The sequence below is a fragment of the Sneathiella glossodoripedis JCM 23214 genome, assembly GCF_000616095.1.
Classification (GTDB): domain Bacteria; phylum Pseudomonadota; class Alphaproteobacteria; order Sneathiellales; family Sneathiellaceae; genus Sneathiella; species Sneathiella glossodoripedis.
In genome coordinates this window covers 215,322-240,736 of sequence record NZ_BAMS01000003.1, presented here as the reverse complement: position 1 = coordinate 240,736, position 25,415 = coordinate 215,322, and the positions used below count along the sequence as shown (strand labels likewise).

Here is a 25,415-nt window from a genome sequence, read left to right as displayed (position 1 = left end):
CTTGGTTAGCCTGGAAAGGCCACTTTCAGAAGTGTTGCCATCATTTCTTCTGCCGTATCATTCTTGCTGAAATCTACAGCCGGGCTACTTGCTTCGAAATTCCCTCGTACAATCCTGCATTTTTCATCTCTTGAAAACTCAGGTTGACGGTTACGGTCCAAAAACCTGGAAACCGTCGCTTCATACCTGCCCAGCAATTCTCTCTCAATCAACAACTCATTGGCGAGCAAATTCTCCCTCAATGTGTTGGCCCATTCACGGGCAAACACGTATGTCGGATTGTTTTTCAGGCATGTTCGCATTTTCCTGAGCGGCGCAAGAAGGTTGGTTTGAAATTCGTAACTTTGAGCAGAAAGCTCTTTTGTCATTTCAGGTGGCCACTCACCCAGATTTTCTTCTGCTGCCCAACAACAAAGCAGAAGCAAACAAACATCCGCACCCACTTCGTCTTGCAGCTTCAGGCACGCTTCCTTTACAGATGGGCGAGCGTAAAGGTCTAAAGCATATGTCCAAAGGTCAGACATTCCGTACCCTCCGCAGGTGTCCAAGCGACAATAAATTCAATTTTGGATCAGCACTAAAACTGTGCCGAAAAGTTCATCTGCAAGCTAGTTTCCTAAGCCAATTAATGCTATAATTCCAGCGATAGAATTTGAACCCCAATCGATTGTACCTATATCTTCAATAGATATCCGATCTGTAAGTAACGTTTGGAATAACGCATCAATGACAGTAGTTGACGAACAGGAAGCATTAAAGCGACGGCTCGCAGAACTGAAAAGTGAGCATCGCGATCTGGATATGGCGATTGATGCACTTATAGAGTCCGGTAATTTTAACAGCTTGCAACTTCAACGAATGAAGAAAAGAAAACTCATCCTTAAAGATGAGATTTTCGTCACGGAAAATGCTTTGCTCCCTGATATTATTGCGTAAAGACAAACGCGAAATATAACTTCCAAATTTACATTACCGACTGTCTTTAATAGCCTGTTTTTGCTTATACATTTTGCTGTCAGCTTCGGTCAGCGCCTGTTCAGGGTGCTGATCCGGCTCAACGGGAACAATGCCATAGGCCAAGCCAACTTCAAGCTTGTTTCCTTCCCAAAAAATCGGATCACGCTCCAACTCCTGCGGCAGACGCGCTGCAAGTGTTGCAGCCTGTTCAGATGATGTATTCGTCAGAATCAGTCCAAATTCATCGCCACCAAGGCGTCCAACCACGTCACTTTCACGAACACTTTTTACCAATCGCTTGGAAAACTCGGTCAACACAAAATCACCAGCCTGATGACCGTAATTGTCGTTCACTCCTTTAAACCCGTTGAGATCTATATAGATCAGACTGGAGCTGTTGCCATACCGCTCGACAGCAGCCTGTGCTCGTGTCAATTCCCGAACAAAAGCGCGACGATTGTAAATGGGGAGTAATGGATCTTGATCTGCCAGTTTTTCTGCTTCAGCAAGGCGTTGATTAACCCCTTCAACTGATTTACGTAGCCGATCAACCTCCTCCATAAGCGTCATGATCGCTTCTTTCACCTTAGGTGTAAGCTCAGCCTCAGGTATACCCATGATCGAAGTCGTGTCTTCAATCTGACGGGGGGCTGATACACCTCCATACGCCGCGGCCGCATTGGCAGCAGTGGAAGCCGTATTTTTACGTATAGGCGCGGTACTCGTCGGACGACCGGTCGAACCAATTTTCATTTACAAATCCAGAACCGTGAAAGCAATCAACTGCGTTATAATTAGGCATACTCATACCCAATTTACAAATATTGTACATAGAGTTCATGAAAACAGGGTTAATTTATATATCACCAGCCTTTACTTGCTTCTTGCTCACGCCTGCCTATAATCCGCAGCAATTCTGACCAATCGACTTTTCATAAATGGGAAATCACGATGGAAAAAAGGGACGCGCAAGTCGGCATCATCATGGGCAGTCAATCAGACTGGCCAATCATGAAACACGCAGCGGACACCCTTGACGAGCTTGGTGTTGCATTTGAAGCGAAAATCGTTTCCGCCCACCGGACGCCGGATCGCCTCTGTCACTATGCGAAAGAAGCCAAAGCACGTGGTCTTAAAGTTATTATTGCCGGTGCTGGGGGCGCAGCGCATTTACCGGGCATGGCTGCTTCGATGACACCGTTACCCGTTCTTGGCGTACCTGTAGAAAGTAAAGCGCTAAAGGGAATGGACAGCCTACTGTCTATCGTGCAAATGCCAGGTGGCGTTCCTGTAGGCACTTTAGCAATTGGTAAAGCTGGTGCCATTAACGCAGCATTACTGGCCACTCAAATACTGGCACTTAGCGATAATGAAATTGCAAATTCACTCGATAATTGGCGCAGCAAACAAACCGATGCGGTCGCCATTGAACCTGTGGATGTTGCTGAATAAGGACTTATCCAATGACTGTTATTGCACCTGGCAAAACCATCGGCATTCTGGGCGATGGACAATTGGGCCGCATGTTAGCCATAGCGGCAGCAGAAATGGGATATTTGACCCATGTATTTGGGCAGGATCCAAACGCCCCCGCAATGCAAGTGGCATCAAAACAAACAGTTGCTGACTATACGGATAAAGCGGCTTTACGAAAATTTGCAACCGACGTGGATGTTGTCACGCTTGAATTTGAAAACATCCCGGTGGAAACGCTCGCCTATCTGGAACCTATCATTCCGGTACGCCCCGGTCGCAAGGTCCTTGAATATACCCAAGACAGGCACATTGAAAAAAGCTTTCTCAATAGTTTAGGCGTTCCTACAGCGCCTTTTGCAAATGTGGAAAGCCTTGAAGATCTTCAAAAAGCTGTCGCTCGTATTGGCACGCCATCTGTGTTGAAAACACGCCGTTTCGGTTACGATGGCAAAGGCCAGTTCAAGATTAACAACGCCACACAAATAGACGAAGCATGGGAAGCAATTGGTCAACAACCTTCAATATTGGAGGGTTTTGTTCCGTTTGAGCTGGAAATTTCTGTGATCGTAGCCCGTGGATTAAATGGCGATATTGAAAGCTATATACCGGTTGAAAATCGTCACAAAAACCACATTCTCGACATCACAATCGCGCCTGCGGATATCTTAAATACGGTTTCGGAACATGCAACAGATCTGTCACATAGAATTGTCCAGAATATGGATCTTGTCGGCTTGATCGCAGTTGAAATGTTTGTCACTGCCGATGGGGAGGTTTTGGTCAATGAACTGGCACCTCGCCCACATAATTCTGGGCACTGGACTATTGAAGCCTGTGCAACCAGTCAGTTTCGTCAGAGCATTCGCGCTGCCGCTGGCTTACCTCTTGGCTCTGCCAAACGTCATTCAAACGCTGTGATGTGGAACCTGATCGGCGATGACATCGATCATTGGGATGAAATTCTGTCCCGCCCTGATATGAGTTTGCACCTGTACGGCAAAGCCGAAGCACGAGCGGGACGTAAAATGGGTCATACAACCAAACTTTTTGCCCTGGATAAAAAACCCAAGGTTTAACCTTAGGCCCACCCTCCAGCGAAATAGAGCACCTGGCCGGTGATATAATCAGAGCGATCTGAAGCCAGGAAGGCCAGATACTCGCCCGCCTCTTCAGGCTTTCCAAGCCGCCCAAGAGGTATCGGCTTGGTTATTTTTTTGTAAGCTTCTTCATTCTCAAGCAGTTCCTTGGGAAAATAGGTAGGGCTTTCAATAAAATTTGGGGCCAACGCGTTCACCTGTATTCCGTGGCGTCCCAGTTCCTTGGCAAGTGATATCGCCAATGCATTTGCCCCACCGCGTGCGGCGACATACATGGAATAATTTGGAAGCCCGTGCTTTGGCACAGCGGATGAGACAAACAAGATCTTACCGCAGCCACGCCCTTTCATGTGTTTCGATGCGTGTTTGGCATAATCGAAACCACGAACAAGAAGCGCGTTAAGCGTATCGGTGAAGTCGGAAAGTTCGGCTTCATCAATCGCCGCCTTTATGGCGGGGAATGCATCATTATTCACCAGCACATCCAATTGACCCGCTTTGGACAAAACTACGTCTATGACTTCGCTTGGAACCTGTTCAGCCAATGCTGTCACACCGGGGATTAACTCCTCAAACGCATCCCTCGCCTGTTTATCGGTAAAACGTGCGTCTTGGGCAAAGACAGTTGCCCCATCTCTCACTAAAGCTGTTATCCCCGGTTTTCCAAGAAAATGTGTCGCGTCCGTTACCAGGATTATTTTATTATTGAGCATTATGTCCCTTTTTCATTTTTGATTTATCGGGCGTTGAAGTTTCTGAAAAACCTTTTTGGTGATGGCAGGTCAGGCCCCTTTGGTTTTTGGGAGAAAAAATTTTTGGCTTTAAACTTAGCCGTTTCGAATTGCATTACGTTTTCAATCCGTCGATCCAGAAACTCCCATGTTTTATGCGCTCCCTCTGAATGGTCATCCAGCCAATAGAGCAGTGTGGATCCGTATACGGCTGATAAAGTCATCCGTTTTGTGTAGTAACTGAAGTCAGTAGAAGTGTCTCCTGTAGCGTACCACATGCGACTTACAGTTCCTTCCGTAAGCTTGAGAGCAAGGGCTGTATTTTGCGGCAAAGCAAGTAAGGTAAGTGCGCTTCGAATGGCCTCTTTACGGGGTGTGTACATTTCCAGGCGAAGGCGCACAGCAAGTGTGATCCGGTCTCTGATTTTCATGGACAAAACATTACGTTTGGCCAGTTCATTTTCCATTTCATCGTCGGCGCGGCGAACAAAATATGAAATGATATCTCGGGGACCATCAGGGAAAAGTTCCGATATCACAAACAAATCCAACGATAAATCTTCAGCCGCAGCTTTAATCGCCTTTTGTGACCACCCATCAAACATCACATGCGAAAGAACCGCTTCAAGTATTTGGTTTTTCTGCTCCATTTCGGTCACAATCATTTCCTTTCTGCCTGTTCATCCAATGCTCGAATGAAGGACGGCAGTTCAGTCTGAAAAATCAACTGGCGAATATCTGTCATGCGTTCAGGATACAGCACCCCATCCAGATGGTCCACTTCATGTTGTACGACCCGTGCATGAAATCCGCTCACATCGCGACTGATTTTCTGGATCTGCAACTCTCCGCCTCCAGCTAGAGAAGCGTTGTCCAGTGTCAGTCCTTCATATTTAATACGCGTGTATCTAGGAACCAGACCACGCAGACCGGGCACGGACAAACACCCTTCCCAACCAAGTACTTTTTCTTCAGTTAGCGGTGTAACCTTCGGATTAATCAGGACCGTCTGCGGCACACCTCCATTTGCAGATATCTCACCGTCTTCCTCAGAGATACGAGCTGCGGGGACTTCAAAAATGACCACTCGCTTGAGAACCCCTATTTGCGGAGCAGCGAGGCCTACACCGTTGGCAGCAACCATGCTTACACGCATCAATTCGATAAGGTCCCGAATCTCTTGCTCATTAAATTCATCAACCGGTTCGGAAATTTGGCGCAATAACGGATTCCCCATCTTTAAAATTTCTCTAGGCTCAATTTTCACGGCTAAACTCCCCAAATCCGCTGCAAATTTGCAATTTCTTGCATTTCACGGTAAAAATATAAACTTTATAGCTTCACAAGGGAATGAGGCCGTGTTACTAACGCGCCACTTTGTGAACTGATTTAATCACATTTTATTTAGATAGGAGCACTGTTAGCTGTGCAGGTACATGTTCGCGACAACAATGTCGACCAAGCGCTTCGCGCCCTGAAGAAAAAAATGCAACGTGAAGGTATTTTCCGTGAGTTGAAACTCCGTGGTGCCTACGAAAAGCCATCTGAAAAACGCGCTCGTCAAAAAGCTGAGGCGATCCGTCGCGCTCGCAAACTGGCTCGCAAGCGCGCCCTTCGCGAAGGTTAAGCCGACCGCGATACTGGCAAAAGCCAATCCAGAAAAACTCTCAAAGCCGCTCCGAAGTTCGGAAAGCGGCTTTTGGTGTTTGTACAGATCAGAGTTTGTGATTGGTGTGATTATTGATCCATTGATCAATTTCTTTCCATACGAACACGCCCTCTCTAAAATGATCGAAATGTCCCAGTTTCGACGCACCTGCCTCATCTGGGCTAATAACCTTATATGTCGTTAATTCTTTTGGGAAGAGATCCGCGAAGGCTCGCGTCACATGCGGAGGTGCAAGGCGGTGATCATCGGTAAATCCGACGCAGAAAATTGGTGTACGAGAAGAAGCAAAAACCGGCTCAAGATGTCTGCCAACACTACCGCGCAACCGTCCACTAAAAGCCCATCTAGCCCAGTCTAGAACCTGAGTTTTGGCAATTGGATTACCCCATCCGAAATGTTGGCCGGGGACATACCCCAATATTTTCGCCATAAAATAAAACGGAACAAATACGAACAAGGATCCCAATCCCAAATATTTCAACCTCAAGTTTGCAGTGGTAAGCGCTATTACACCCTGAACAGCACCAGGGTTCTCTGCTCCATAGATGGCGCTAAGAATGCCTCCAAGACTGTGACCTAATAAAAATACAGGCGTTTCAGGAAATCGACCATTTACAAATTGAAGGATCGCAGGGATGTCCTGTTGCAAGAAGGTGTCAAAACCATAATCAATGCCATGCTTCGGGTGCGGCACACTTTTTCCATGTCCTCGTATATCGACAGTAAGAACCGCATGTCCCATTTTCGCAAGGGCACTGGCCATAAATCTCGCAGGCCGCGAATGCGATCCCATAGCCGGCAAAACAACTATTACTGACGAAGGGTTGGTATGCGGCTCCATGCAAAAGAGGCCCGCTTTTAAAATCCAGCCGTCTTCTGTTGTAATACTTACCTCTCTGAGCGACTCTCCTCCATATTCATCACTGATCCTTCGTCAATGTTTCTGGCGCTGTCTTTACATAAGATTAAACCTCACCAGCAGCAAGCGCACGAGCAAACTGCTCTGTCTTAGCATCTGAAGGGAACATGCATTCGACCATAATTTCTTCAGCCGTTACATCCTGAGGCGTTCCAAAACTGGCAACTGTTGTAATCCATGAAAGTGTCGCGCCATTTAATTCAATTTCAATGGGCAGAACTGGTAGCGCATCCTTGGTTGGATCCTCGACAATTACATGCTGCGGAATACCCGGGTATTGCTTTACCTCTTCAAGTACTTTGCCAAGAGGATCATTTTCATCCTGACCATTTAGCTGACGATAAGCCTATGGATCATATGCTGTGCACTCCGCTCCCAATCCTTTACGCATGTTCTGAACCCATCTGGATGCAAGGTCATTCTCAGGATATTGGGAGGTCCCTCTTGACCGCCCAATTGAAATCCGAGCGCATTTACCAGCTTTGCCCCTGTATGATTGATCATCAGGATATCGAAACAGCGATTCATGACGAGGGCCGGAAACGGTTCCTGATTTTCAAGAATAATATCCAAAGCGCGTTTTACCTGTTCAAGTCCTTCACCCTCCAACGGATGTTCAGTATAAGCTGCTCGGTAACCCGCCTCATTTAAAAGACGGTTTCGATCTCTAAGCGGCAACTCCATTGCCGCTGACAATTTCAGTATCATTTCCTTGCTCGGGATCGACCGCCCTGTCTCGATGAAGCTGATATGCCGCGCGGAACTGTCTGCAGCCAGTGCTAGATCAAGCTGACTAAAACCTTTTATTTGCCGCCATTTTTTAAGCAAGTTACCAAAGTCAGATACATTTTTTTTAAGCACCGCATTACTCATGAAGGTATCTCCCACATAAAATCTGCCACAACTATAGCGGATTAAAAATAGATTGGACATTACCTGAGAGGTAATTGCGGACATGACCCGGCAGCGACATATTTCATTGCACCAGATCAAACCAGAAGAAAGGATCTGAGAAATGACCCGTATAGCCGTCTCATATGTAAAAAAAGTTCTCTTGGCTGATGCCATTTTTTCACTGTTCAGTGGTTTTGTTATGGTATTGGCCGCCAAGCCATTGACCCAATTGATGGGAATGCCCGATAACCTGTATCTCACCATCCTTGGAATTGGCCTGATTGTCTTTGCCGCTGACTTGGCATTCATTGCATTCAAAGCCGCCGACAAACCGTTATTTCTGAAAATCCTGCTCGCGGTCGATATTAGCTGGATTGTCGCCAGCGTGATTCTGGTACTTGGATTTTCATCCCTATTCAGTATTCCCGGAATGATCCTGATTGATCTTGCTGCAATTGCAGTCGCCGGATTCGCCTATTCAAAATACAAAGGTCTACGCATGCTGGTGGGGCAAAAACTTCAAGCAGCCTAAGATTATTAATCATATTGGTTGAGCATAAACAACTTAAAGGCCGCATAATATTGCGGCCTTTTTGTTGGCCACACCTTCCAAATTTACAATAGGCAGACCATTCGATTTTTATTTTTGTATTTACTTAATTAAGTAACTGATTCATTAATTGCGTATGGATAAATTTGCAGCACTCGCCGAACCTAACCGACGTCGTATGATTGAACTCATTGCCACTCGCAATCAGATAAGTTCGTCCGCGATCAGCAACGAATTCACCATCAGCGCTCCGGCTGTGTCTCAGCACCTAAAAATATTGCGTGAAGCCGGGCTCATACAGGTGGAGAAACGGGCCCAACAAAGACTTTATTCTCTCAATAGCGAGGGAATTGATGAAATATGGGAATGGCTCAATCAAATGCGGAGTTTCTGGAATGACAGGCTTGATGTCCTTGAGAAAATTCTAACCGACGAAGCCAATAAGAAAGATGAAGGAGATATCAAATGAGGAATACTCACCCAAAAATTCCGGATAAAAACTCTGAAGATTTCGGTCAAATTCTGGATACCGCCACGGTACGCCTTTCTCGCCTCCTACCTGGAAAACCAGAGGCTGTCTGGCCGTATCTCACTCAATCTGAAAAATGTTCTCTGTGGCTTGCCTCTCTCGATATTGAACCGGAAATCGGTGGCAAGATTAAATTGACGTTTGACCCTGAAAAACTGACACCCCATGCGGAGAAAACGCCAGATCGACTGAAAGAAAATGGCTGCATGGCCGAAGCAGGTGAGATTTTATTGTATGACCCGCCTTATCACCTCATTTACACTTGGTCCAACAATTCGGTGGTGTCTTTCCAACTAACATCGCGCGGAGACAAAATCCTTCTGACCGTCACCCATAGCAGATTACCCAACAGTGATGATATGCTGGACGTATCCGCGGGTTGGCATACACATCTGGATATTTTGCGTGACAAACTGGAAGGGATAACCCCAAATCCATTTTGGGAGACTTTCTACGAGCTTCGCAATATTTATAATGATTTAATCCAATCATTCAAAGTTCAACAATAGCATGTGCTATTGGGATCATTATTTTACCGCGACCCAGATGATTTAAAACCAGCTAGGATATGATCAGATCCGCTCGCGCCTGTCAGTTTGTGACAACCAATACTCAAATGAAATAATTTGTTTGGTTGAACTTGTAAATTTCAGTAAAAAAGTTTTAAGGTGCAATGGTATATCGCGTTAGTTAATTACAAATTCGATATATACACTCCAGTAGAGTAGTTAGTCCCACCCACTTAAGTTCCAAATTTCATAAAGGATAAGGTCCAGTGTCAATGAATGGACTGCGCTCGCCTGCAGGACCGCGAGAATTTATTTTACTTATGTCAATCCTGATGTCCGTGGTCGCAATCTCCATAGATGCGATGCTGCCGGCACTTGGCATTATCGGTATTGATTTGGGCGCGACCCACGCAAATCAGGCGCAATATATTATCAGCTTCATATTTGCCGGAATGGCAATTGGACAGTTGATCAACGGCCCACTGTCAGATGCGCTGGGCCGAAAAAAGATCCTGTACAGTTGCCTGTGTCTATACATACTGGGAAGCATGATCTGCGTCCTAGCAACTGATATTACCACCATGCTTGTCGGTCGCTTTATTCAAGGATTGGGGGTATCTGGCCCCTATATATCCATTATGTCAATCATCCGCGACCGCTATAGCGGCCGTGAAATGGCAAAAATCATGTCCTTGGTCATGACAATTTTCATCATGGTGCCTGTTATTGCGCCAGCAATTGGTCAAGGCATTCTTGCGGTTGCTAATTGGCGCTACATTTTTGGTTTCTATTTGCTCTACTCAACGATAGTCGGCATATGGATGTATCTCAGACTTGAAGAAACCTTGAAACCAAATGATCGTGTCCCCTTCAGAATTCAGACGTTATCTTCAGGTATCAAGGCGGTTTTTACGAACAAAACCACATTATGTTACACACTTGCCTTAAGCTGCATATTCGGCGCTCTGATTGGGAACCTGAATAGTATTCAGCAGGTTTTTCACTCTAAATATCAGGTTGGCGATATGTTCGCAGTCTATTTTGGGCTTCAGGCACTCGCTTTCGGCTTCGCTTCCTTTATGAACGCAAAGCTGGTTGAAAAACTGGGCATGCGCAACCTGTGCCTTTTTGCAACCGGTTTTCTGGTAGTGATTGCCTTTGTATTCATTATTTGCAGTATGCTGATCGGGGCGCCATTCTGGCTCTATTTCAGCTTTGGTGCCTTGTTGTTTTTTTCAGTAGGTATTCTGTTTGGAAATCTGAATTCAGTGGCGTTGGAGCCGATGGGGCAAATCGCCGGATTGGCATCAGCTATTATTGGGGCCACGTCTTCATTAATCGGCATCACGCTCGGCACCATTATTGGCCAGCAATATTCCGGCTCTTTAACTCCAATAATGTTGGGCTTTCTGATATTGGGTAGTGCTGCCTTCATCATTATTAAAATTGAACAAAACAGTCACTAAAAATTCGGAGTATCTTCTTAAACTTAAACCCTTTTCATGGGCCGTACACAGAAAACTCAGCAACCAATAGCTTTACAAATTGTTTAACCTGTAAATAGTTAGGTGCCTTAGCCACAAATTCTTTGTAATTGGACTAATTGAGTAATGAATAATCGCTGTGAGCCGGTTCAATTTCGATCAAAAGTTGCTTTTTGTTTCACCAAACATTAAATTCCACTTCACTACATTAGTGTTTTCAAAAAAATTAACTCACTCTTTTCAGTATCTAATATGCGAATTGAGGTTTAGATGACTGTACTTGATCGCTTGAGCATCGATCCTAATAGCCTACTTGCGTCTTTACAATCAGGTGTCGTGGTTCATGCCGCAGATACTACAATCCGATATGCCAACCCCAAAGCTTTAGAATTACTGCGTTTGAGTGAAGATCAAGCACTGGGAAAATCTGCGATGGATCCGCATTGGAGATTTCTTGATGAAATAGGGAATGATCTGCTACCAAGCCAATATCCAGTCAATGAAGTCATTAGAACCAATTCGTCTCTTTCGAATAAGGTTATTGGTATCGTTGACAGCTCTAGCGAGAATGTCACTTGGGTTCTTTTGTCCGCTTACCCTGAATTTAATGCTGCAAATACAATTGAGCAGGTTATTGTTTCATTCGCTGACTACACAAACCACAAGGCAACCATTCCATTTGATGAAATCGTGGATAAAGCAAATGACGTAGTCTTGGTAACCAAATCCAGTCCCGTAGATGGAAATGGACCAGAGATTGTATATGCTAATCGCGCATTTTCAGATCTCACTGGTTATTCTTGCGACGAAGTTTTAGGTTTAACGCCTCGCCTTTTACAAGGTGAAAACACATCGCCTGAAACGCGCGAAGCCATCAAGAGCGCGCTACAAGAACATCAATCTATCCGTGTCGATATTTTGAATTACACAAAACAAGGTGATGAATACTGGCTTGATATGAACATATTTCCACTCACCTCGGAAAAAGGGGATGTGCAGTTTTTGCAGCGATCGAGCGAGACGTCACAGATCAAAAATATCTGCAAAAAAAGTTGGAAAAACTTGCCATTATGGATCCGCTTACGGACCTTTTAAACCGGCGTGGGATTGAAGAGCATGCCAAAGCATTGATATCCGAGGCAAAGCGTCACAATACAAACCTGTTCCTCGCTCTAATCGATCTGGACTACTTCAAAAATATAAATGATACATACGGCCATTCGACCGGAGATGAAGTCCTAAGGCACTTTGCGGCTATCGCAAAAGACGAGTTTAGACAAGAAGACTCCATTGGTCGATTTGGAGGAGAAGAGTTTTTGGTGTTCATCAAAGGTGTGGATAAAGAAGAGGGCATGAATATCCTCAGCCGCTTTCGTGAGAGAATTTCAAAGACATCAATTGCTTCTGAGAAAAATGAAAGCGTGCAATTTACATGCTCCATCGGGGCGACGTCTTTATCCGAGCACGACAAGGAATTAGACGACCTCGTAAGAAGAGCAGATAAAGCGCTCTATATGATAAAAGAAAACGGTAGAAACCAGTTACTTTTCCTAAGATAGTACGCTCGGCAGCATACTAACCTGCGCACAAAAAACGCCGATCTCCGATAAGGTTAATGCTGTAATTCTTGACGATGGTTCATTTCCATCTCTATATTTGAATTATCAAATATTGCAAATCTTTGCGGGGTGGCAAATGGAACTTACACAGGAATTTATCTTGCAACTCTGCCTGTATGCGCTCATTGCATTTGGCCTGTTCTGTGCTGTCACTGCAATTGCATACTGGGCCACATTTCGCGGTCATAACCTGAGCGGAGAAAGTTTGAGTACGATCATCGCTCAAACCGAAATTCCAAAGCTCATAACAATTATTCTGATCATTGTCTCGACGACTTTTCTAGGATTACTGCAATTGGTGAACGGAGAGTCAGTGGTTGCAATCCTCAGCGGTATTGCCGGTTATGTACTGGGTGGGCAAGGAGTTCGGCGTAAAGAAAAGCCTACATCAGCACCTCAGAAAAGCTAATCTGCACCAAAAACTAATAAAGCATTTAATACTAATTTAATAAAATTTTATCAAAATACTAAAACGAACAACATGTACAGGTTGGGAATTGGCTGTCTAGTTGCGTATTACGCCCTACTGCTGAGTTCGGTATTTAATAAGCGTAGTATCAAGTGGTGCAAGTTCAAGCTATGTATATATTTTTAGATCTTCTCTCCCGTGAATATGCCAATCTTCTCGCAAATCTAGGACTTTTGTCTTTGCTCGCATGGGCGGTAGCATATTTTAACATAAACATGACAAATAGAGATCTGAAAAGCAGCATCCCTATGTCTATGAAAATAGGCGTAATGTTTGGAATTGCCACCGCGTTATTATTTCATGTCCCTATTGAATTTGAATCAGGCATAATTGCAGATGCCCGAAGCGGACCAATCCTGATGGCCGGCGCCATCGGTGGTCCCATCGCGGCCATAACAACTGCCGTAATTGCTGCCTCAGCAAGATTACATATCGGAGGAGCCGGCGCACCTGCAGCGTTGGTTTATATCTGCGTTTTCGCCGCAACAGGAGTTGTTTGGCAATATGTGTGCCTGCTTAAAAATTGGTCAATCGTCAACCCTCTCTCCCTGATTGTGGTTTCAAGTATCGGAACGTTGATTGGTTGCTCAGCTGTCCTTACACTCCCCCCTGAAGTTCAATATCGCGTTTTAGTAAGCGTAATGCCTATTTACTGGTTCTGTGGTGTCGTGGGGATCTGGTTGTTGTCCCTATTAATCAAACGCGAAATTGAGCGGCGCGAGTTTGAAGAACGGCTCTTGCTAGAAGTTGAACGAACAGCGCGGGCATCCCAAGCAAAAGCTAAGTTCCTGACCGCAATGAGTCATGAAATTAGAACACCGTTGAACGGGATCCTCGGCATAATTCAGGTAGTTTTGCAAAAGCACTTACCCAAACAAATTGATACAGAACTGAGAGTTGCACGTGAATCCGGCTTTTTTCTCCTCGGTCTGCTGAATCAGGTCCTAGATTTTGCAAAGATTGAAGCTGGGAAATCCGTAATCCAAAAGAAGGATTTTTGCGTTGAATCTCTCGTAGACGGGCTCAGGTCCATCTTTCATTTTCAACTGCACTCAAAGGGGCTCGAATTCAAAACAGCCATCGAACCCGGATCAAGCGGGCAATTTCATGGTGATCTAGAACATATTCAACAGGTCCTGTTTAACCTAATTGGAAACGCAACAAAATTTACAGCTAAAGGGTATGTAAAACTGGCGGTGAATTTTAACCCACATTCTGATGCACCCTATCTTGAGTTTGTGGTTTCAGATACTGGAACTGGGATCCCAGCCAACCAGCTCGAAAAAATTTTTGAAGAATTTGAACAGGTTGAAGGCACAAACAAGCTTGGTGGAACTGGCCTTGGTTTATCCATTGCGAAGGGACTTTGCGAAGATATGGACGGCGAAATTTTAGTTGAGAGTACCGTTGGTTTGGGATCCAAATTCACCATTCGCATACCTGCAGAACCGGTCAAGAATTCGCCAGTTACACCTATATTGGAAGAGCAGATCAAGATAGTTACACGCTCATTGTCGATACTTGTAGCCGAAGATAACACCGTCAATCAAATGGTTATCAAAAGCTTGCTGGCCGAGGAAGGGCATAAAGTGACCATTGCTCAGGATGGGCAGGATGTAGTCGATAAAATTGCTTCTTCACCGGAAAAATATGACATGATTTTGATGGATATTCAGATGCCAAAACTATCTGGCGTCGAAGCTACTGAAATTATTCGTGCAACACCATTGATCCCAAAAGACATTCCCATTGTGGCGCTCACGGCCAACGCGTTTATTGAACAGCGGGCCGAATATATCGCTGCGGGTATGAATGATGTGTTGATCAAACCAATCCAGATTAACGAACTAAACAGGGTACTGACAGAACATTTTGGTGAATATTCAGACATTGCGAAGATAGAACTGAAAGCGCACAAAATGAACTCAGATGAAATTAAAAAACTTTGCAATTCTATTGGTGCGAAAAGTGTTCATGATCTTCTGGAACGGGCGCATCATCGTTCGAATACCATTATGACAGAAGTAAAAGAGCGTAAAACCACTCAGTCAACGGCAGATCATTTGTTGCATGAGCTCAAAGGCATGGTTGCTAATTTTGGGTTCGACACTGTGACCAGGCAGATTGACAATTTAAGATCCCAAAAACCATCAACTGGGGAGTTATTGCAAGACATTCCTGATCTGGATCGGAACCTCAGATGTTCGTTCACATCGGCATTTGACTATGTCTCAACTCAGTTAAAAAATTAACTTTGGCATTGATTTTTGTTACAAAATATTACATAATATAGGATGTATTAATATAACTGATGAAGCAAGTTTATTGATGAAACTTTGACTATCTGAAGCCAGTTTGGCGACCAAAAACAATCGTGTTCTTTGCTTTTGGATCAAAAAAAGTCTCAGGCAGAATTCTTTTCAATCCCTTTAAAGTTGGTTCAAATGCAAATAATAATAGACGCATTTACACAAAGTTATATCAGCCTTATCGCCAATGTGGGTTTACTGGCCATTCTAGCATGGTTTATTGCCTATTTTGATTTCAATTTGACCAGTAGACCCAGTCAAAAAGAATTTAGTATATCGGTTAAAACCGGGCTACTTTTCGGTGCTGCGGCTGCACTTTTGATTAATATGCCCATTCAGTTTGCTCCAGGCATAATTGCCGATGCTCGCGGCGCCCCCCTACTAATGGCTGGAATTATTGGCGGCCCTATTTCAGCAGCAATTACTGCAACAATCGCTGCCTCCGTTAGGTTTTACGTAGGCGGGATAGGCATGGCTGCTGGCGTTTCCTATATTATAGTATTCGCAGGTATCGGGGTGGCATGGCGCTGGTATTGCCACCATGAAAAAAAAGAGGTGATTGCCCCACTTTCACTTATTGCGGTGGCCACATTTGCAACCGCTGTAACAATGCCAACCATTCTAACATTTCCTGCCCATGTCCAATATTCCGTTTTGGTTGGCGTTTGGCCGCAGCTCTGGATTGCCAATATTTTAGGAATATGGATGTTTTCTCAGCTTATCGCTCGTGAAAATGAAAGGCGGCAATATTCTGAACGACTAAAACTAGAAGCAGAAAAGGCTTCAAGGTCTGCGCGCGCAAAAGCGAAATTCCTAACAGCAATGAGCCATGAAATTCGAACTCCACTAAATGGCATTTTAGGCATTATTCAGATTGTTTTGAGGAATGATCTCCCTCAAAAAATTGACAAGGAACTCAGAATAGCGCGCGAATCCGGATTTTTCCTGCTTGGATTATTAAATCAGGTTCTGGATTTCGCCAAAATTGAAGCGGGAAAATCTGTTATAACCAAACAGGATTTTAACGTTGAAACGCTTGTTGATGGACTGAATTCAATCTTTCATTTCCAACTTCAAAACAAGGGTTTGGAGTTTAAGGTTGAGGTTTCAGAAGAGGCCGAAGGATATTTTCATGGCGATCTGGATCATATTCAGCAAATTCTGTTCAATCTGATTGGAAATGCCACCAAATTCACCAAACATGGCTTCGTCAAACTGGAAGTAGATATCAAATCGAAGCGTAGTCAATCTGCTCTGGTCTTTAATGTTATCGATACGGGTCCGGGCATTCCCCATGAAAAACTGGAAGCAATTTTTGAAGAGTTTGAACAGGTTGAAGGTCGCCCTCAACTCGGTGGGTCGGGTCTTGGCCTCTCCATCGCACGCGGACTTTGCGAAGACATGGGCGGTAGCTTAATGTCGAAAGCACACCCGGAGTTGGATCCAAATTCATAGCAACCATTCCTGTCGAAGAGGCCAAAAATGAAAAAGAAGGTGAAATTGGCCCGACCCGCAGCTCCAAAGTTATGTCAAAAACCCTCTCTGTGCTGGTCGCAGAAGACAACTCCGTCAATCAAATGGTTATTCAGGGGTTGCTCGAGGATTCTGGTCACAATGTCACCATTGCCAATGACGGCGTTGAGGTGGTCGAGCGAATAACCACCGCGCCAGAGAGTTATGACTTGATATTGATGGATGTGCAAATGCCCAACATGACAGGTGTAGATGCGACCAAAGCCATCCGCGCGACACCATTGGTACCAAGAGAATTACCAATAATTGCGCTAACCGCAAATGCCTTTATTGATCAGCGGACCGAATATATCGATGCAGGTATGAACGATGTATTGATCAAACCCGTTCGCCTTAGCGAGCTTAACGAGATCCTCGCCCGGTATTTTGGTGAATATGCAAAAGTATCCAAACTGGCTGAATCCCATCCGGTTCCTGATCACAGTGAACTGAACCGTTTCTGCGAAAGAATGGGTGTGGATGGCGTCCATAACCTGTTGGAGAAAGCCAACCAAAACGCCCGAAAAATATTTGGCGAAATCCGCTCTACAGATAAAAATGACGAAGAACTTGATGACCTTCTACATGAACTTAAAGGAATGCTATCCAATTTTGGCTTCCATGCCAGTTTGCATCATATTGAAGCCCTTCGATCTGACATCCCGTCCAAAAATCGGTTGGATGCCGAGCTATCCATTCTTGAAAAAGATATCAAACACAATTTCAAGGCTGCGTTCACACATGTGTCAAACTATACCCCCGCGCAAAAGGATAAGAAGACTGATAACAGAAGGTAAAAGCTAAGGTGACAAAAATAGCGGCTTATTTAACCATGGCCTTATCAGTTGTGGCCTTTATAAGCTTTGCTAGTCTTCTGAGAGAAAATACAGAAGACGTACAGGCAAAAGCTAATCGGGTGTATACTGCCATTCAGGAACGGCTGGCAAGCCAACTTGAAGACGCGGAATTGATACTTCGGCAGTTGCGTGAAGATATTGACAGCGCCGCTTTACGCAACGTGCCAAGTGATCAGATTTTAGATCAATATCTGCAAAAACACGCTGACGTCTATGATATTTTTTTAAAACTGACACCTGACGGCAAACTGCTTAGCTCTCCAACACAGACAAATACCTCCATCGATTTAAGTCACCGTGACTATTACAAGCGCGCGGTTGCCAAAAATGATTTTGCCATTGGGGAGTTTTTAGTTGGTAAAGTGTCAAAACTACCGGTTCTGGCTGTTGCCCTTCCGGTCAAATCAAGTAATCAGGAAATTTCGTATGTTCTTGTGACCGGCATAAAAACAGACTGGTTGAAGGAAGTCTTGGAACAGGTGGGGAAAATGGATGAAACCCTCCTGATCCAGATCAGGGATTCCAGCGGCATGCTGCTCGATAACTTTGAAGGAAATAGTATATCGCGGCTTGGTCAGGGCAGAACTGTTGAACTGGTTCGCCTGCCTTTGCATAGAACGTCACCTGACATCAAAATCGTTATCTACCAGCAAACATGAGCCAATAAAAAAGCCGCGGCACAAACCGCGGCTTTCTTAAATTCAGACATCCCAGCGTTACATTGCCTTGATGATATCCTCCACCATCTTCTTGGCATCGGCCAAAAGCATCATAGTGTTGTCTTTATAGAATAGATCATTATCAATGCCGGCATAACCCGAAGACATGGAACGCTTAACGAACAGAACTGTTCCCGCCTTGTCCACATCCAGAATTGGCATTCCGAAAATCGGACTTGATGGGTCATCACGCGCTGCAGGGTTCGTCACATCGTTCGCACCCACAACAAGTGCAACGTCAGCCGTTGAGAAATCTGAGTTGATTTCTTCAAGCTCGAACACTTCATCATACGGAACCTGTGCTTCCGCAAGCAGAACATTCATATGCCCTGGCATACGACCAGCAACTGGATGAATGGCATATTTTACATCCACACCTTCCGCTTTCAGTTCGTCGACCATTTCACGAAGCGCATGCTGAGCCTGCGCAACCGCAAGACCATAGCCCGGAACGATGATAACCTTACCCGCATTTTTCATAATGAAAGCGGCGTCATCAGCTGAGCCTGCCTTAAATGGACGGTCAACTTGCTGACCACCAGCCGCGGCAGCATCGTCACCACCAAAGCCACCCAAAATCACGCTGAAGAATGACCGGTTCATGCCTTTACACATGATGTAAGACAGGATTGCGCCGGAGGAGCCCACCAGTGCGCCGACGATAATCAGCGCAGTATTTTCCAGTGTAAAACCAATACCGGCTGCAGCCCAGCCTGAGTAAGAGTTCAGCATGGACACGACCACCGGCATATCCGCGCCGCCGATCGGAATAATGATCAGGAAGCCAATGAGGAACGCAAGCGCGGTCATGGTCCAGAAAATGGTTGGGTTGAGATCAACGCAGAACCATATAATCAGTGCCAAAATCGCAATACCGATCAGAAGGTTCAGCATGTGCTGACCCGGGAAAACCACAGGGTTACCAGAGACCAGTCCCTGCAGCTTGGTGAAAGCAATAATAGAGCCTGAAAATGTAATCGCACCGACAACGATACCGATCGCCATTTCAATCCGGCTTAACACTGTTAGCTCACCGCTTGCGCCTATAATGCCATATGCTTCCGGATTATAAAAAGCGGCCGCGGCAACCAGAACAGCGGCCAAACCGACGAGCGAATGAAACGCGGCGACAAGTTGTGGCATTGCTGTCATTGCGATGCGCTGCGCAATTACTGCACCGATGGCACCACCGACAACAATTCCCCCGATAATCCACTCGTAAGAGAGAACATTAGGGCTGAGAATGGTCACGACAATCGCAATGGCCATGCCGATCATTCCCATCACATTACCGCGACGAGAACTTTCAGGTGAAGACAATCCCCGCAGGGACAGAATGAATAGAATGGCGGATACCAGATAGGCAAGCGCCGTAAAGTTAGCAGTCACTAGCGTATCCCCCTATTTTTGTTTTTTCTTGTACATGGCAAGCATACGCTGGGTGACCAGAAAGCCGCCAAAGATGTTAACTGATGCCAGAACAATAGCCACAAAACCAAAGATTTTGGCCAAATTGACATCAGCCGGACCCGCTGCAATAAGCGCACCGACAATAATGACCGATGAAATTGCATTGGTTACCGCCATAAGAGGGGTGTGCAGGGCTGGTGTTACGCTCCAGACCACATAATATCCAACGAAAATCGCAAGCACGAAAATCGCCAGACGGAAAACAGTAGGATCGACCATATCCATGATTAGTTACCTCCCTCTGTCAAAAGCGGATGTACGACTTTACCGTCGCGTGTCAGGCCCGTGCCCTGAATGATCTCATCGTCCCAATTCATCTCTAGCGCACCATTTTCTTTATTGATCATGGGGGAGAGGAAATTGAAAAGGTTTTTCGCATATAGCGAAGATGCGTCACTGGCGAGACGGCTGGGCACATTTATATGACCAATAATTTTTACGCCGTTTTCAGTTTCAACAACTTCGCCTGGTTTCGACTGAGTCACATTACCGCCAGCCTCTACCGCAAGGTCAACAAGAACTGATCCAGGCTTCATCTGAGCGAGCATCTCATCCGTTATCAAAACCGGTGCTTCCCGTCCCGGGATCAAGGCTGTCGTGATAACAATGTCCTGTTTCTTTAAATGTTCAAAAACAAGCTCAGCCTGTTTCTTCTTGTATTCATCGGACATTTCTTTGGCGTAACCGCCCTCACCTTCACCTGTTTCATCACTTTCAACCATGATGAATTTGGCGCCCAGACTTTCCACCTGTTCCTTTGTAGCAGCACGCACGTCAGTTGCTGTAACAATAGCGCCCAATCTGCGGGCCGTCGCAATAGCCTGCAAACCAGCAACACCAACTCCCATGATGAAAGCTTTTGCAGGTGCAACTGTACCGGCGGCGGTCATCATCATTGGCATCACTTTGCCATATTCAGTGGTCGCATCCAGTACGGCCTTGTAACCGGCGAGGTTGGACTGGGAAGAAAGAACATCCATTGACTGAGCACGACTGATGCGTGGCACCAATTCCATAGCGTGCGCTTCAACACCAGCGGCGGCGTAGGCCGCAACCTGTTCTTTATTCTGAAGAGGAGCCAGCGTCGAAATCAACGTGGAACCTTTCTTCATCAAAGCCAGTTCGCCTGGCCCTCCCTCTGCTTCGGTCAAGGGGCGCTGCACCTTCAGAATTACATCGGCGTCCTTAAGGGCTGCTGCGGCATCCCCGGCAATAGTCGCCCCGGCATCGATATATTCCTGATCAGAGAAAGAGCTGCGTAAACCAGCACCCTTCTCCACAATGACTTCAGCTCCCAGACCCACAAACTTTTTTACTGTATCCGGAGAGGCTGCAACACGTTTTTCATGCTCCCGCCGCTCCATTGGGATTGCGATTTTCATCATCGATCCTCTTATAGATTATAATTAAAGTGGGTGTGATCGACGCCCCCTGCAAACGTCAAACGAGATTTATCCTGCCCCTCCTCCATGCCTGTCTTGTATGGCGGTCGAGACAGCTAGCATATCAAACCCTGTCAGGTAATGATAAACACAACAAAAGCAGTTATGACTGCTGCGATGATTGTTCCCCAAGTGCTGAGGCGAACAAACCAGTTATATGCATCCTTTTGCTGTTCGATATTCATGTTTCCGTGTTCGTACATTCTATCCTCTTTACCAAATGCGGTTTAGTTACGCTGCAACGCAATATAGCAAATCATTCAATATGAGCAACAAATTGTAGTTAATGACAGTCACAAAAAAAATAACCGGCCACAAAAGGCCGGTTAATTGATACAGCTCGGCAGAATTTTTAGCTTTGCAGTTCTTCCAGTTCGTCAATAAAGCCTTCGATTACACCCAGTCCTTTTTGCCAGAAAGCTGGATCAGACGCATCAAGACCAAATGGAGCCAGCAACTCCTTATGTCTCAGGGTCCCGCCTGCTTTTAACATTTCAAAGTATTTTTCCTGAAAGCCACTTTGTGCATTTTGATACACAGAATACAAAGCATTCACCAGACAATCCCCGAATGCATAGGCATAGACATAAAATGGTGAATGAATGAAATGAGGAATATAAGTCCAGAAATACTGATATTCATCATGCAAGCGAATAGCCGGTCCAAGACTCTCTTTTTGAACATCCATCCAGATCTTGCCAATCTGATCAGGCGACAATTCTTCTTCCGGCGTGCCTTGTGCAGACGCACTTCAAACTCGTAAAATGCAATCTGCCGAACGACCGTATTGATCATGTCCTCAACTTTACTGGCGAGCATGACGCGTTTTTTAGAAGGATCGGTCTCTTTCTCCAATAGGGCGCGGAATGTGAGCTGTTCACCAAATACACTTGCAGTTTCCGCCAGCGTAAGCGGTGTATCGGCCAGCAATGCGCCCTGAGGTGCTGCCAAAACCTGGTGAACACCATGTCCCAACTCATGGGCAAGCGTCATCACATCCCGAACTTTGCCTTGATAATTTACAAGGAGATATGGATGTGCGCTCGGAACTGTGGGATGCGCGAAAGCACCGGGCGCTTTACCCGGTCTCACTTGCGCATCTATCCACGGCCTGTCGAAAAACTCTTTCCCAAGATCCGCAAGTTTTGGCGAAAACCGGCGATAGGCATCCAGCACAGTGTCGCGCGCTTCATCCCATGGAATAATTCGATCGTCGTCTTCAGGTAACGGAGCATTTCGATCCCAATAGTCAAGTTTGTCCTGCCCCATCCATTTCGCTTTTAGCGCATAATAACGATGGGAAAGCTTTGGATATGACGCCTGTACAGCTTCGGAAAGCGCGTTGACGACCTCCTCTTCCACCTGATTGGAAAGATGGCGCATTGCCATTGGACTGTCTGTTTTCCGCCACTCATCTTCAATCGCTTTGTCTTTGGCCAAAGTATTGGTAATCAGCGCGAAAAGGCGAACATTCTCACCGAATACCTTACCAAGGCTTTTTGCAGCTTTCTTACGAACTGCACCATCCTTGGCTGAGAGTAAGTGCAGGACTTCTTGCGAAGCCATCTGCTTACCATCCATTTCAAATTTCAAGCCCGCCATTGTTTCGTCAAACAGACGAACCCAAGCACTGCGCCCGGAAACGTTTTTTTCATGCAGAAGCTTTTCCAATTGATCATCCAACTGATAGGCTTCATTGCACGGACATTATCTATCCAAGGCTTATATCGCCTTAGCTCCGCATTCTTATAAAACTCTTCGAAGCGTTCATCGTCTATCCGATTTAACTCCAGAGTGAAAAACAGCAAATCAGTTGAAATTTTGCTGATTTTCTCCTGCATATTCTGGAAAAACTTCCCGATCTCAGGATCTGTCATATCGCCGGCATACACCAGATAGGCATATGACATAATACGACCGAGTGTTTCCTCAATTCCTTCATAGTCCTTAAGGGCTGCAAGAATTCCGTCACCATCTAGGCTGGAGAGTTTACCTTCATACGCTTTTGCGAACTCTTTTGCGCTTTCAGCCGAGCTCTGAATATCATCATTTAACTCTGCTGAATTCGTACCCGGATAAAGGTCATTCAGGTCCCATTCTGGAAGTGTGCCAAGGGCAGTTTCGGACATATTAATGTAGCTCCGTGTAGACAGGTTTTATATAGCAGATAAGAAGTTTGCTTTAGCTGACAAGGAAATTTGCATTCGCGGTTGCAATTGGTTTGCTGCGGTCTTTCTGCCAAGCTCTCACACGCATATTCGCCACCCTGCGGCCGGGTTTCGTGATAATCGCTTCGGCAAAACAGGCATCCACTTTGGCCGAGCGAAGATAGTCTATTGTAAAAGTGATAATTTTCGGCAGTTGCGTTATTTCTTGCGTAATCAGCAGATGAACAAGAGCTGTGCTTTCCATGAATGCTCCCACAACTCCGCCATGGATCGCAGGTAATGTGGGATTACCTGTAAAGCGTTTGTTGCGAGGTATAGAGCAAATTAGCTCATCTTCAGTCTCACGAATTTCCACACCCAAATAACTGAAGTAGGGTATCAAACCAGCAATTGCGTTCCAATCGCGGTTTTCTTTGGCTTCCAGAATAGCCTTTAAAAAATCTTCAGAAGATTGGGTATTCATGATTTTTCCCTCATTTCTTTTGAAACTTTATCGAGAGATTTTGTCGGCGTTGAATGCAGCATGAAGGTGCTGACGCTATTGGCGATCGGATCATCAGCCGTGTCATGATAGGCAACCGCACGAACAAATGCGATTTGACGTGTCAATTTATAACAGGTTGCCCTAGCAAGGACATCCCGCCCCGGCTCTGCCGATTTCAAATAATCAATTCGCAGATCAAGGGTTGCGATTGGCAAATATTTTTGCAGCTTGGCGTAGATACACATCCCGGATGTTGTATCTATTAGGGTCGTGACAATTCCACCATGCAAAACACCACTCACCGGATTGCCAACGAAACGTGTATCATAGGGCAGACGCATGACGACGGCGTCATCGTTCAGACTTTCCACTTTAACTCCGATGTCCGAACAATGTGGTATTCCGACATCGATTATATTCTGTATCTGAGTAATATCAAAAGCGTTCGACATGGTTCACTCTCTTTCGATAAATTCGCGGTACCAATCCACGAACAGAGGAATACCCTGAGCAAGACTTGTTTGCGGTTCGTATCCAACAAGCTCACGCATTGGGTCAATATTGGCAAAGGTTTCTTTTACGTCCCCTTTTTGCATGGGAAGAAACTCCAGATTTGCCTTTACATCAAGTGTTTTTTCTAAGGTGGAGACCAATTCCATCAACGCTTCGGGTTTGTTGTTACCAATATTTACCACCCGGTAAGGCGGCTGTTCCATCCCTTTGTCCTGTGGTGCAACCGGTAATAATTTTACAACCCCATCCACGACGTCATCAATATAGGTAAAATCACGTTTCATATCCCCATTATTGAAAATTTTGATGGTTTTTCCCGCAAGCATTGCTTCTGTGAACAGCCAGTAAGCCATATCGGGGCGCCCCCACGGTCCGTAAACGGTGAAAAACCGCAACCCGGTGGATGGAATTCGATAGAGATGGCTGTAACTATGCGCCATCAATTCATTGGATTTTTTGGTTGCAGCGTAAAGCGACACTGGGCGATCCACTGACTGGTCTGTCGAATACGGCAACTCCTTGTTTCCTCCATAGACTGAACTGGAGCTTGCGTAAATGAAGTGCTGCAGGTTTGAATTATGCCGGCAAAATTCAAGGATATTCAGAAATCCAGTCAGGTTGGAATGTGCGTATGAGTGGGGGTTTTCAAGACTGTAGCGAACCCCAGCTTGCGCTGCCAAGTGCACTACGTAATGTATTTCGCGGCCTGACAAGGCGGTTTTTAGAGACTCTTCATCAGCAATGTCAACTTTCTGAAATTCAAAATCAGCATAAGGTTCTAATTCCTGCAGGCGCCCTTTTTTCAGAGCAACATCATAATAGCTGGTGATGTTATCGATTCCGAAAACTTTAAAACCGTTCGCCAGCAATCGCTTGGCGACATGCATCCCAACAAAGCCTGCTACACCCGTAAGCAAAATCGTCATAATTCACAAGTTCCTCACTGTTTTGAACAGTTTATCCGACGCCAGTGAGTTGAAGATAGAAAAAAGTCCCAAAAAATCATTGAGTAATTTTCTTTCTAAATGTCAGCATTAT

At 45.4% G+C, this 25,415-nt stretch carries 28 protein-coding genes and 2 pseudogenes; 15 read left to right on the top strand and 15 right to left on the bottom strand.

Going from position 1 to position 25,415, the window contains the following annotated elements:
- Window positions 1-5: 5 nt before the first annotated feature.
- Complete coding sequence (locus JCM23214_RS20840) at window positions 6-524, bottom strand: TIGR02444 family protein (RefSeq protein WP_025899384.1); 519 nt, start codon at window positions 522-524, stop codon at window positions 6-8.
- Between the two features lie 202 nt (window positions 525-726).
- Between JCM23214_RS20840 and JCM23214_RS13390 the strand changes: the two genes are divergently transcribed.
- On the top strand, window positions 727-936 hold the full coding sequence (locus JCM23214_RS13390) for a YdcH family protein (RefSeq protein ID WP_025899383.1): 210 nt from the start codon (window positions 727-729) through the stop codon (window positions 934-936).
- A gap of 33 nt (window positions 937-969) precedes the next feature.
- Here JCM23214_RS13390 and JCM23214_RS13385 read toward each other — a convergent pair whose 3' ends face one another.
- Window positions 970-1,710, bottom strand: coding sequence for a GGDEF domain-containing protein (locus JCM23214_RS13385; RefSeq protein ID WP_025899382.1), 741 nt, complete (start codon window positions 1,708-1,710; stop codon window positions 970-972).
- Between the two features lie 198 nt (window positions 1,711-1,908).
- Here JCM23214_RS13385 and purE point away from each other — a divergent pair, with 198 nt between their 5' ends.
- Window positions 1,909-2,409, top strand: a complete 501-nt coding sequence (gene purE, locus JCM23214_RS13380) for a 5-(carboxyamino)imidazole ribonucleotide mutase (protein WP_025899381.1) — start codon at window positions 1,909-1,911, stop codon at window positions 2,407-2,409.
- Window positions 2,410-2,420: 11 nt separating this feature from the next.
- Entirely contained in the window at window positions 2,421-3,509 is a 1,089-nt protein-coding gene (locus JCM23214_RS13375; RefSeq protein WP_025899380.1) for a 5-(carboxyamino)imidazole ribonucleotide synthase, read from the top strand.
- Between the two features lie 2 nt (window positions 3,510-3,511).
- Here JCM23214_RS13375 and JCM23214_RS22640 read toward each other — a convergent pair whose 3' ends face one another.
- From JCM23214_RS22640 to def, 3 genes are read right to left on the bottom strand one after another with little or no spacing between them, the layout of a single operon-like run.
- Window positions 3,512-4,243, bottom strand: coding sequence for an SDR family oxidoreductase (locus JCM23214_RS22640; RefSeq protein ID WP_025899379.1), 732 nt, complete (start codon window positions 4,241-4,243; stop codon window positions 3,512-3,514).
- Window positions 4,244-4,266: 23 nt separating this feature from the next.
- Window positions 4,267-4,911, bottom strand: a complete 645-nt coding sequence (locus JCM23214_RS13365) for a COQ9 family protein (protein WP_037493662.1) — start codon at window positions 4,909-4,911, stop codon at window positions 4,267-4,269.
- A gap of 11 nt (window positions 4,912-4,922) precedes the next feature.
- A complete protein-coding gene (gene def / locus JCM23214_RS20830; RefSeq protein WP_025899377.1) occupies window positions 4,923-5,528 on the bottom strand; it encodes a peptide deformylase in 606 nt (201 codons plus the stop codon).
- Window positions 5,529-5,687: 159 nt separating this feature from the next.
- Here def and rpsU point away from each other — a divergent pair, with 159 nt between their 5' ends.
- Window positions 5,688-5,888, top strand: coding sequence for a 30S ribosomal protein S21 (rpsU, locus tag JCM23214_RS20825; protein ID WP_037493599.1), 201 nt, complete (start codon window positions 5,688-5,690; stop codon window positions 5,886-5,888).
- Between the two features lie 88 nt (window positions 5,889-5,976).
- Here the strand turns inward: rpsU and JCM23214_RS13350 are convergent, their stop codons facing one another.
- Together JCM23214_RS13350 and JCM23214_RS23510 are read right to left on the bottom strand one after the other, a co-directional pair.
- Complete coding sequence (locus JCM23214_RS13350) at window positions 5,977-6,771, bottom strand: alpha/beta fold hydrolase (RefSeq protein ID WP_084264825.1); 795 nt, start codon at window positions 6,769-6,771, stop codon at window positions 5,977-5,979.
- Window positions 6,772-7,179: 408 nt separating this feature from the next.
- A complete protein-coding gene (locus JCM23214_RS23510) occupies window positions 7,180-7,722 on the bottom strand; it encodes a helix-turn-helix domain-containing protein (protein ID WP_025899375.1) in 543 nt (180 codons plus the stop codon).
- Window positions 7,723-7,864: 142 nt separating this feature from the next.
- Here JCM23214_RS23510 and JCM23214_RS23505 point away from each other — a divergent pair, with 142 nt between their 5' ends.
- From JCM23214_RS23505 to JCM23214_RS13290, 11 genes are all read left to right on the top strand, one after another.
- A complete protein-coding gene (locus tag JCM23214_RS23505; protein WP_025899374.1) occupies window positions 7,865-8,275 on the top strand; it encodes a hypothetical protein in 411 nt (136 codons plus the stop codon).
- A 154-nt stretch (window positions 8,276-8,429) separates the two neighbouring features.
- Entirely contained in the window at window positions 8,430-8,762 is a 333-nt protein-coding gene (locus tag JCM23214_RS13335; RefSeq protein WP_025899373.1) for an ArsR/SmtB family transcription factor, read from the top strand.
- Window positions 8,759-9,331 carry an SRPBCC family protein gene (locus JCM23214_RS13330; RefSeq protein WP_025899372.1) on the top strand — a complete coding sequence of 191 codons (573 nt, stop codon included), beginning with the start codon at window positions 8,759-8,761 and terminating at the stop codon, window positions 9,329-9,331. Before JCM23214_RS13335 ends, JCM23214_RS13330 begins: the two co-directional genes overlap by 4 nt.
- A 272-nt stretch (window positions 9,332-9,603) precedes the next feature.
- Window positions 9,604-10,797, top strand: coding sequence for a multidrug effflux MFS transporter (locus JCM23214_RS13325; RefSeq protein ID WP_037493597.1), 1,194 nt, complete (start codon window positions 9,604-9,606; stop codon window positions 10,795-10,797).
- 288 nt (window positions 10,798-11,085) lie between these two features.
- Complete coding sequence (locus tag JCM23214_RS13320) at window positions 11,086-11,910, top strand: PAS domain-containing protein (protein ID WP_025899370.1); 825 nt, start codon at window positions 11,086-11,088, stop codon at window positions 11,908-11,910.
- Window positions 11,886-12,374 carry a GGDEF domain-containing protein gene (locus tag JCM23214_RS13315; protein WP_051548173.1) on the top strand — a complete coding sequence of 163 codons (489 nt, stop codon included), beginning with the start codon at window positions 11,886-11,888 and terminating at the stop codon, window positions 12,372-12,374. The genes JCM23214_RS13320 and JCM23214_RS13315 overlap by 25 nt, the downstream gene beginning before the upstream one ends.
- Window positions 12,375-12,510: 136 nt before the next feature.
- On the top strand, window positions 12,511-12,843 hold the full coding sequence (locus JCM23214_RS13310) for a hypothetical protein (RefSeq protein ID WP_025899368.1): 333 nt from the start codon (window positions 12,511-12,513) through the stop codon (window positions 12,841-12,843).
- Between the two features lie 308 nt (window positions 12,844-13,151).
- Window positions 13,152-15,155 carry an ATP-binding protein gene (locus tag JCM23214_RS22635; protein ID WP_159104363.1) on the top strand — a complete coding sequence of 668 codons (2,004 nt, stop codon included), beginning with the start codon at window positions 13,152-13,154 and terminating at the stop codon, window positions 15,153-15,155.
- Between the two features lie 192 nt (window positions 15,156-15,347).
- Window positions 15,348-16,667, top strand: a complete 1,320-nt coding sequence (locus JCM23214_RS13300; protein ID WP_148301888.1) for a sensor histidine kinase — start codon at window positions 15,348-15,350, stop codon at window positions 16,665-16,667.
- Window positions 16,668-16,738: 71 nt separating this feature from the next.
- A complete protein-coding gene (locus JCM23214_RS13295; RefSeq protein WP_025899365.1) occupies window positions 16,739-17,521 on the top strand; it encodes a response regulator in 783 nt (260 codons plus the stop codon).
- Window positions 17,522-17,529: 8 nt separating this feature from the next.
- A complete protein-coding gene (locus JCM23214_RS13290; RefSeq protein WP_025899364.1) occupies window positions 17,530-18,240 on the top strand; it encodes a PDC sensor domain-containing protein in 711 nt (236 codons plus the stop codon).
- Between the two features lie 57 nt (window positions 18,241-18,297).
- On the opposite strand, the gene JCM23214_RS13285 is transcribed toward JCM23214_RS13290, so the two are convergent.
- The 8 genes and pseudogenes from JCM23214_RS13285 to JCM23214_RS13250 all read right to left on the bottom strand — a co-directional run bounded on the left by JCM23214_RS13285 (window position 18,298) and on the right by JCM23214_RS13250 (window position 25,303).
- Window positions 18,298-19,689 (bottom strand): NAD(P)(+) transhydrogenase (Re/Si-specific) subunit beta, encoded by a 1,392-nt coding sequence (locus tag JCM23214_RS13285; protein ID WP_025899363.1) that lies wholly within the window; start codon window positions 19,687-19,689, stop codon window positions 18,298-18,300.
- Between the two features lie 12 nt (window positions 19,690-19,701).
- A pseudogene (locus tag JCM23214_RS13280) lies at window positions 19,702-19,986 on the bottom strand (NAD(P) transhydrogenase subunit alpha part 2); the annotation flags it as partial.
- A gap of 11 nt (window positions 19,987-19,997) precedes the next feature.
- Complete coding sequence (locus tag JCM23214_RS13275) at window positions 19,998-21,152, bottom strand: Re/Si-specific NAD(P)(+) transhydrogenase subunit alpha (protein ID WP_025899361.1); 1,155 nt, start codon at window positions 21,150-21,152, stop codon at window positions 19,998-20,000.
- A 134-nt stretch (window positions 21,153-21,286) separates the two neighbouring features.
- Window positions 21,287-21,415: an aa3-type cytochrome c oxidase subunit IV gene (locus tag JCM23214_RS23155; RefSeq protein ID WP_084264819.1), complete on the bottom strand. Its 129-nt coding sequence runs from the start codon at window positions 21,413-21,415 to the stop codon at window positions 21,287-21,289.
- A 149-nt stretch (window positions 21,416-21,564) separates the two neighbouring features.
- A pseudogene (locus JCM23214_RS26770) lies at window positions 21,565-23,341 on the bottom strand (M3 family oligoendopeptidase).
- 52 nt (window positions 23,342-23,393) lie between these two features.
- Entirely contained in the window at window positions 23,394-23,843 is a 450-nt protein-coding gene (locus JCM23214_RS13260) for a PaaI family thioesterase (protein ID WP_025899360.1), read from the bottom strand.
- Complete coding sequence (locus tag JCM23214_RS13255; protein ID WP_025899359.1) at window positions 23,840-24,316, bottom strand: PaaI family thioesterase; 477 nt, start codon at window positions 24,314-24,316, stop codon at window positions 23,840-23,842. The genes JCM23214_RS13260 and JCM23214_RS13255 overlap by 4 nt, the downstream gene beginning before the upstream one ends.
- Window positions 24,317-24,319: 3 nt before the next feature.
- A complete protein-coding gene (locus JCM23214_RS13250) occupies window positions 24,320-25,303 on the bottom strand; it encodes an NAD-dependent epimerase/dehydratase family protein (protein WP_025899358.1) in 984 nt (327 codons plus the stop codon).
- Window positions 25,304-25,415 lie beyond the last annotated feature (112 nt).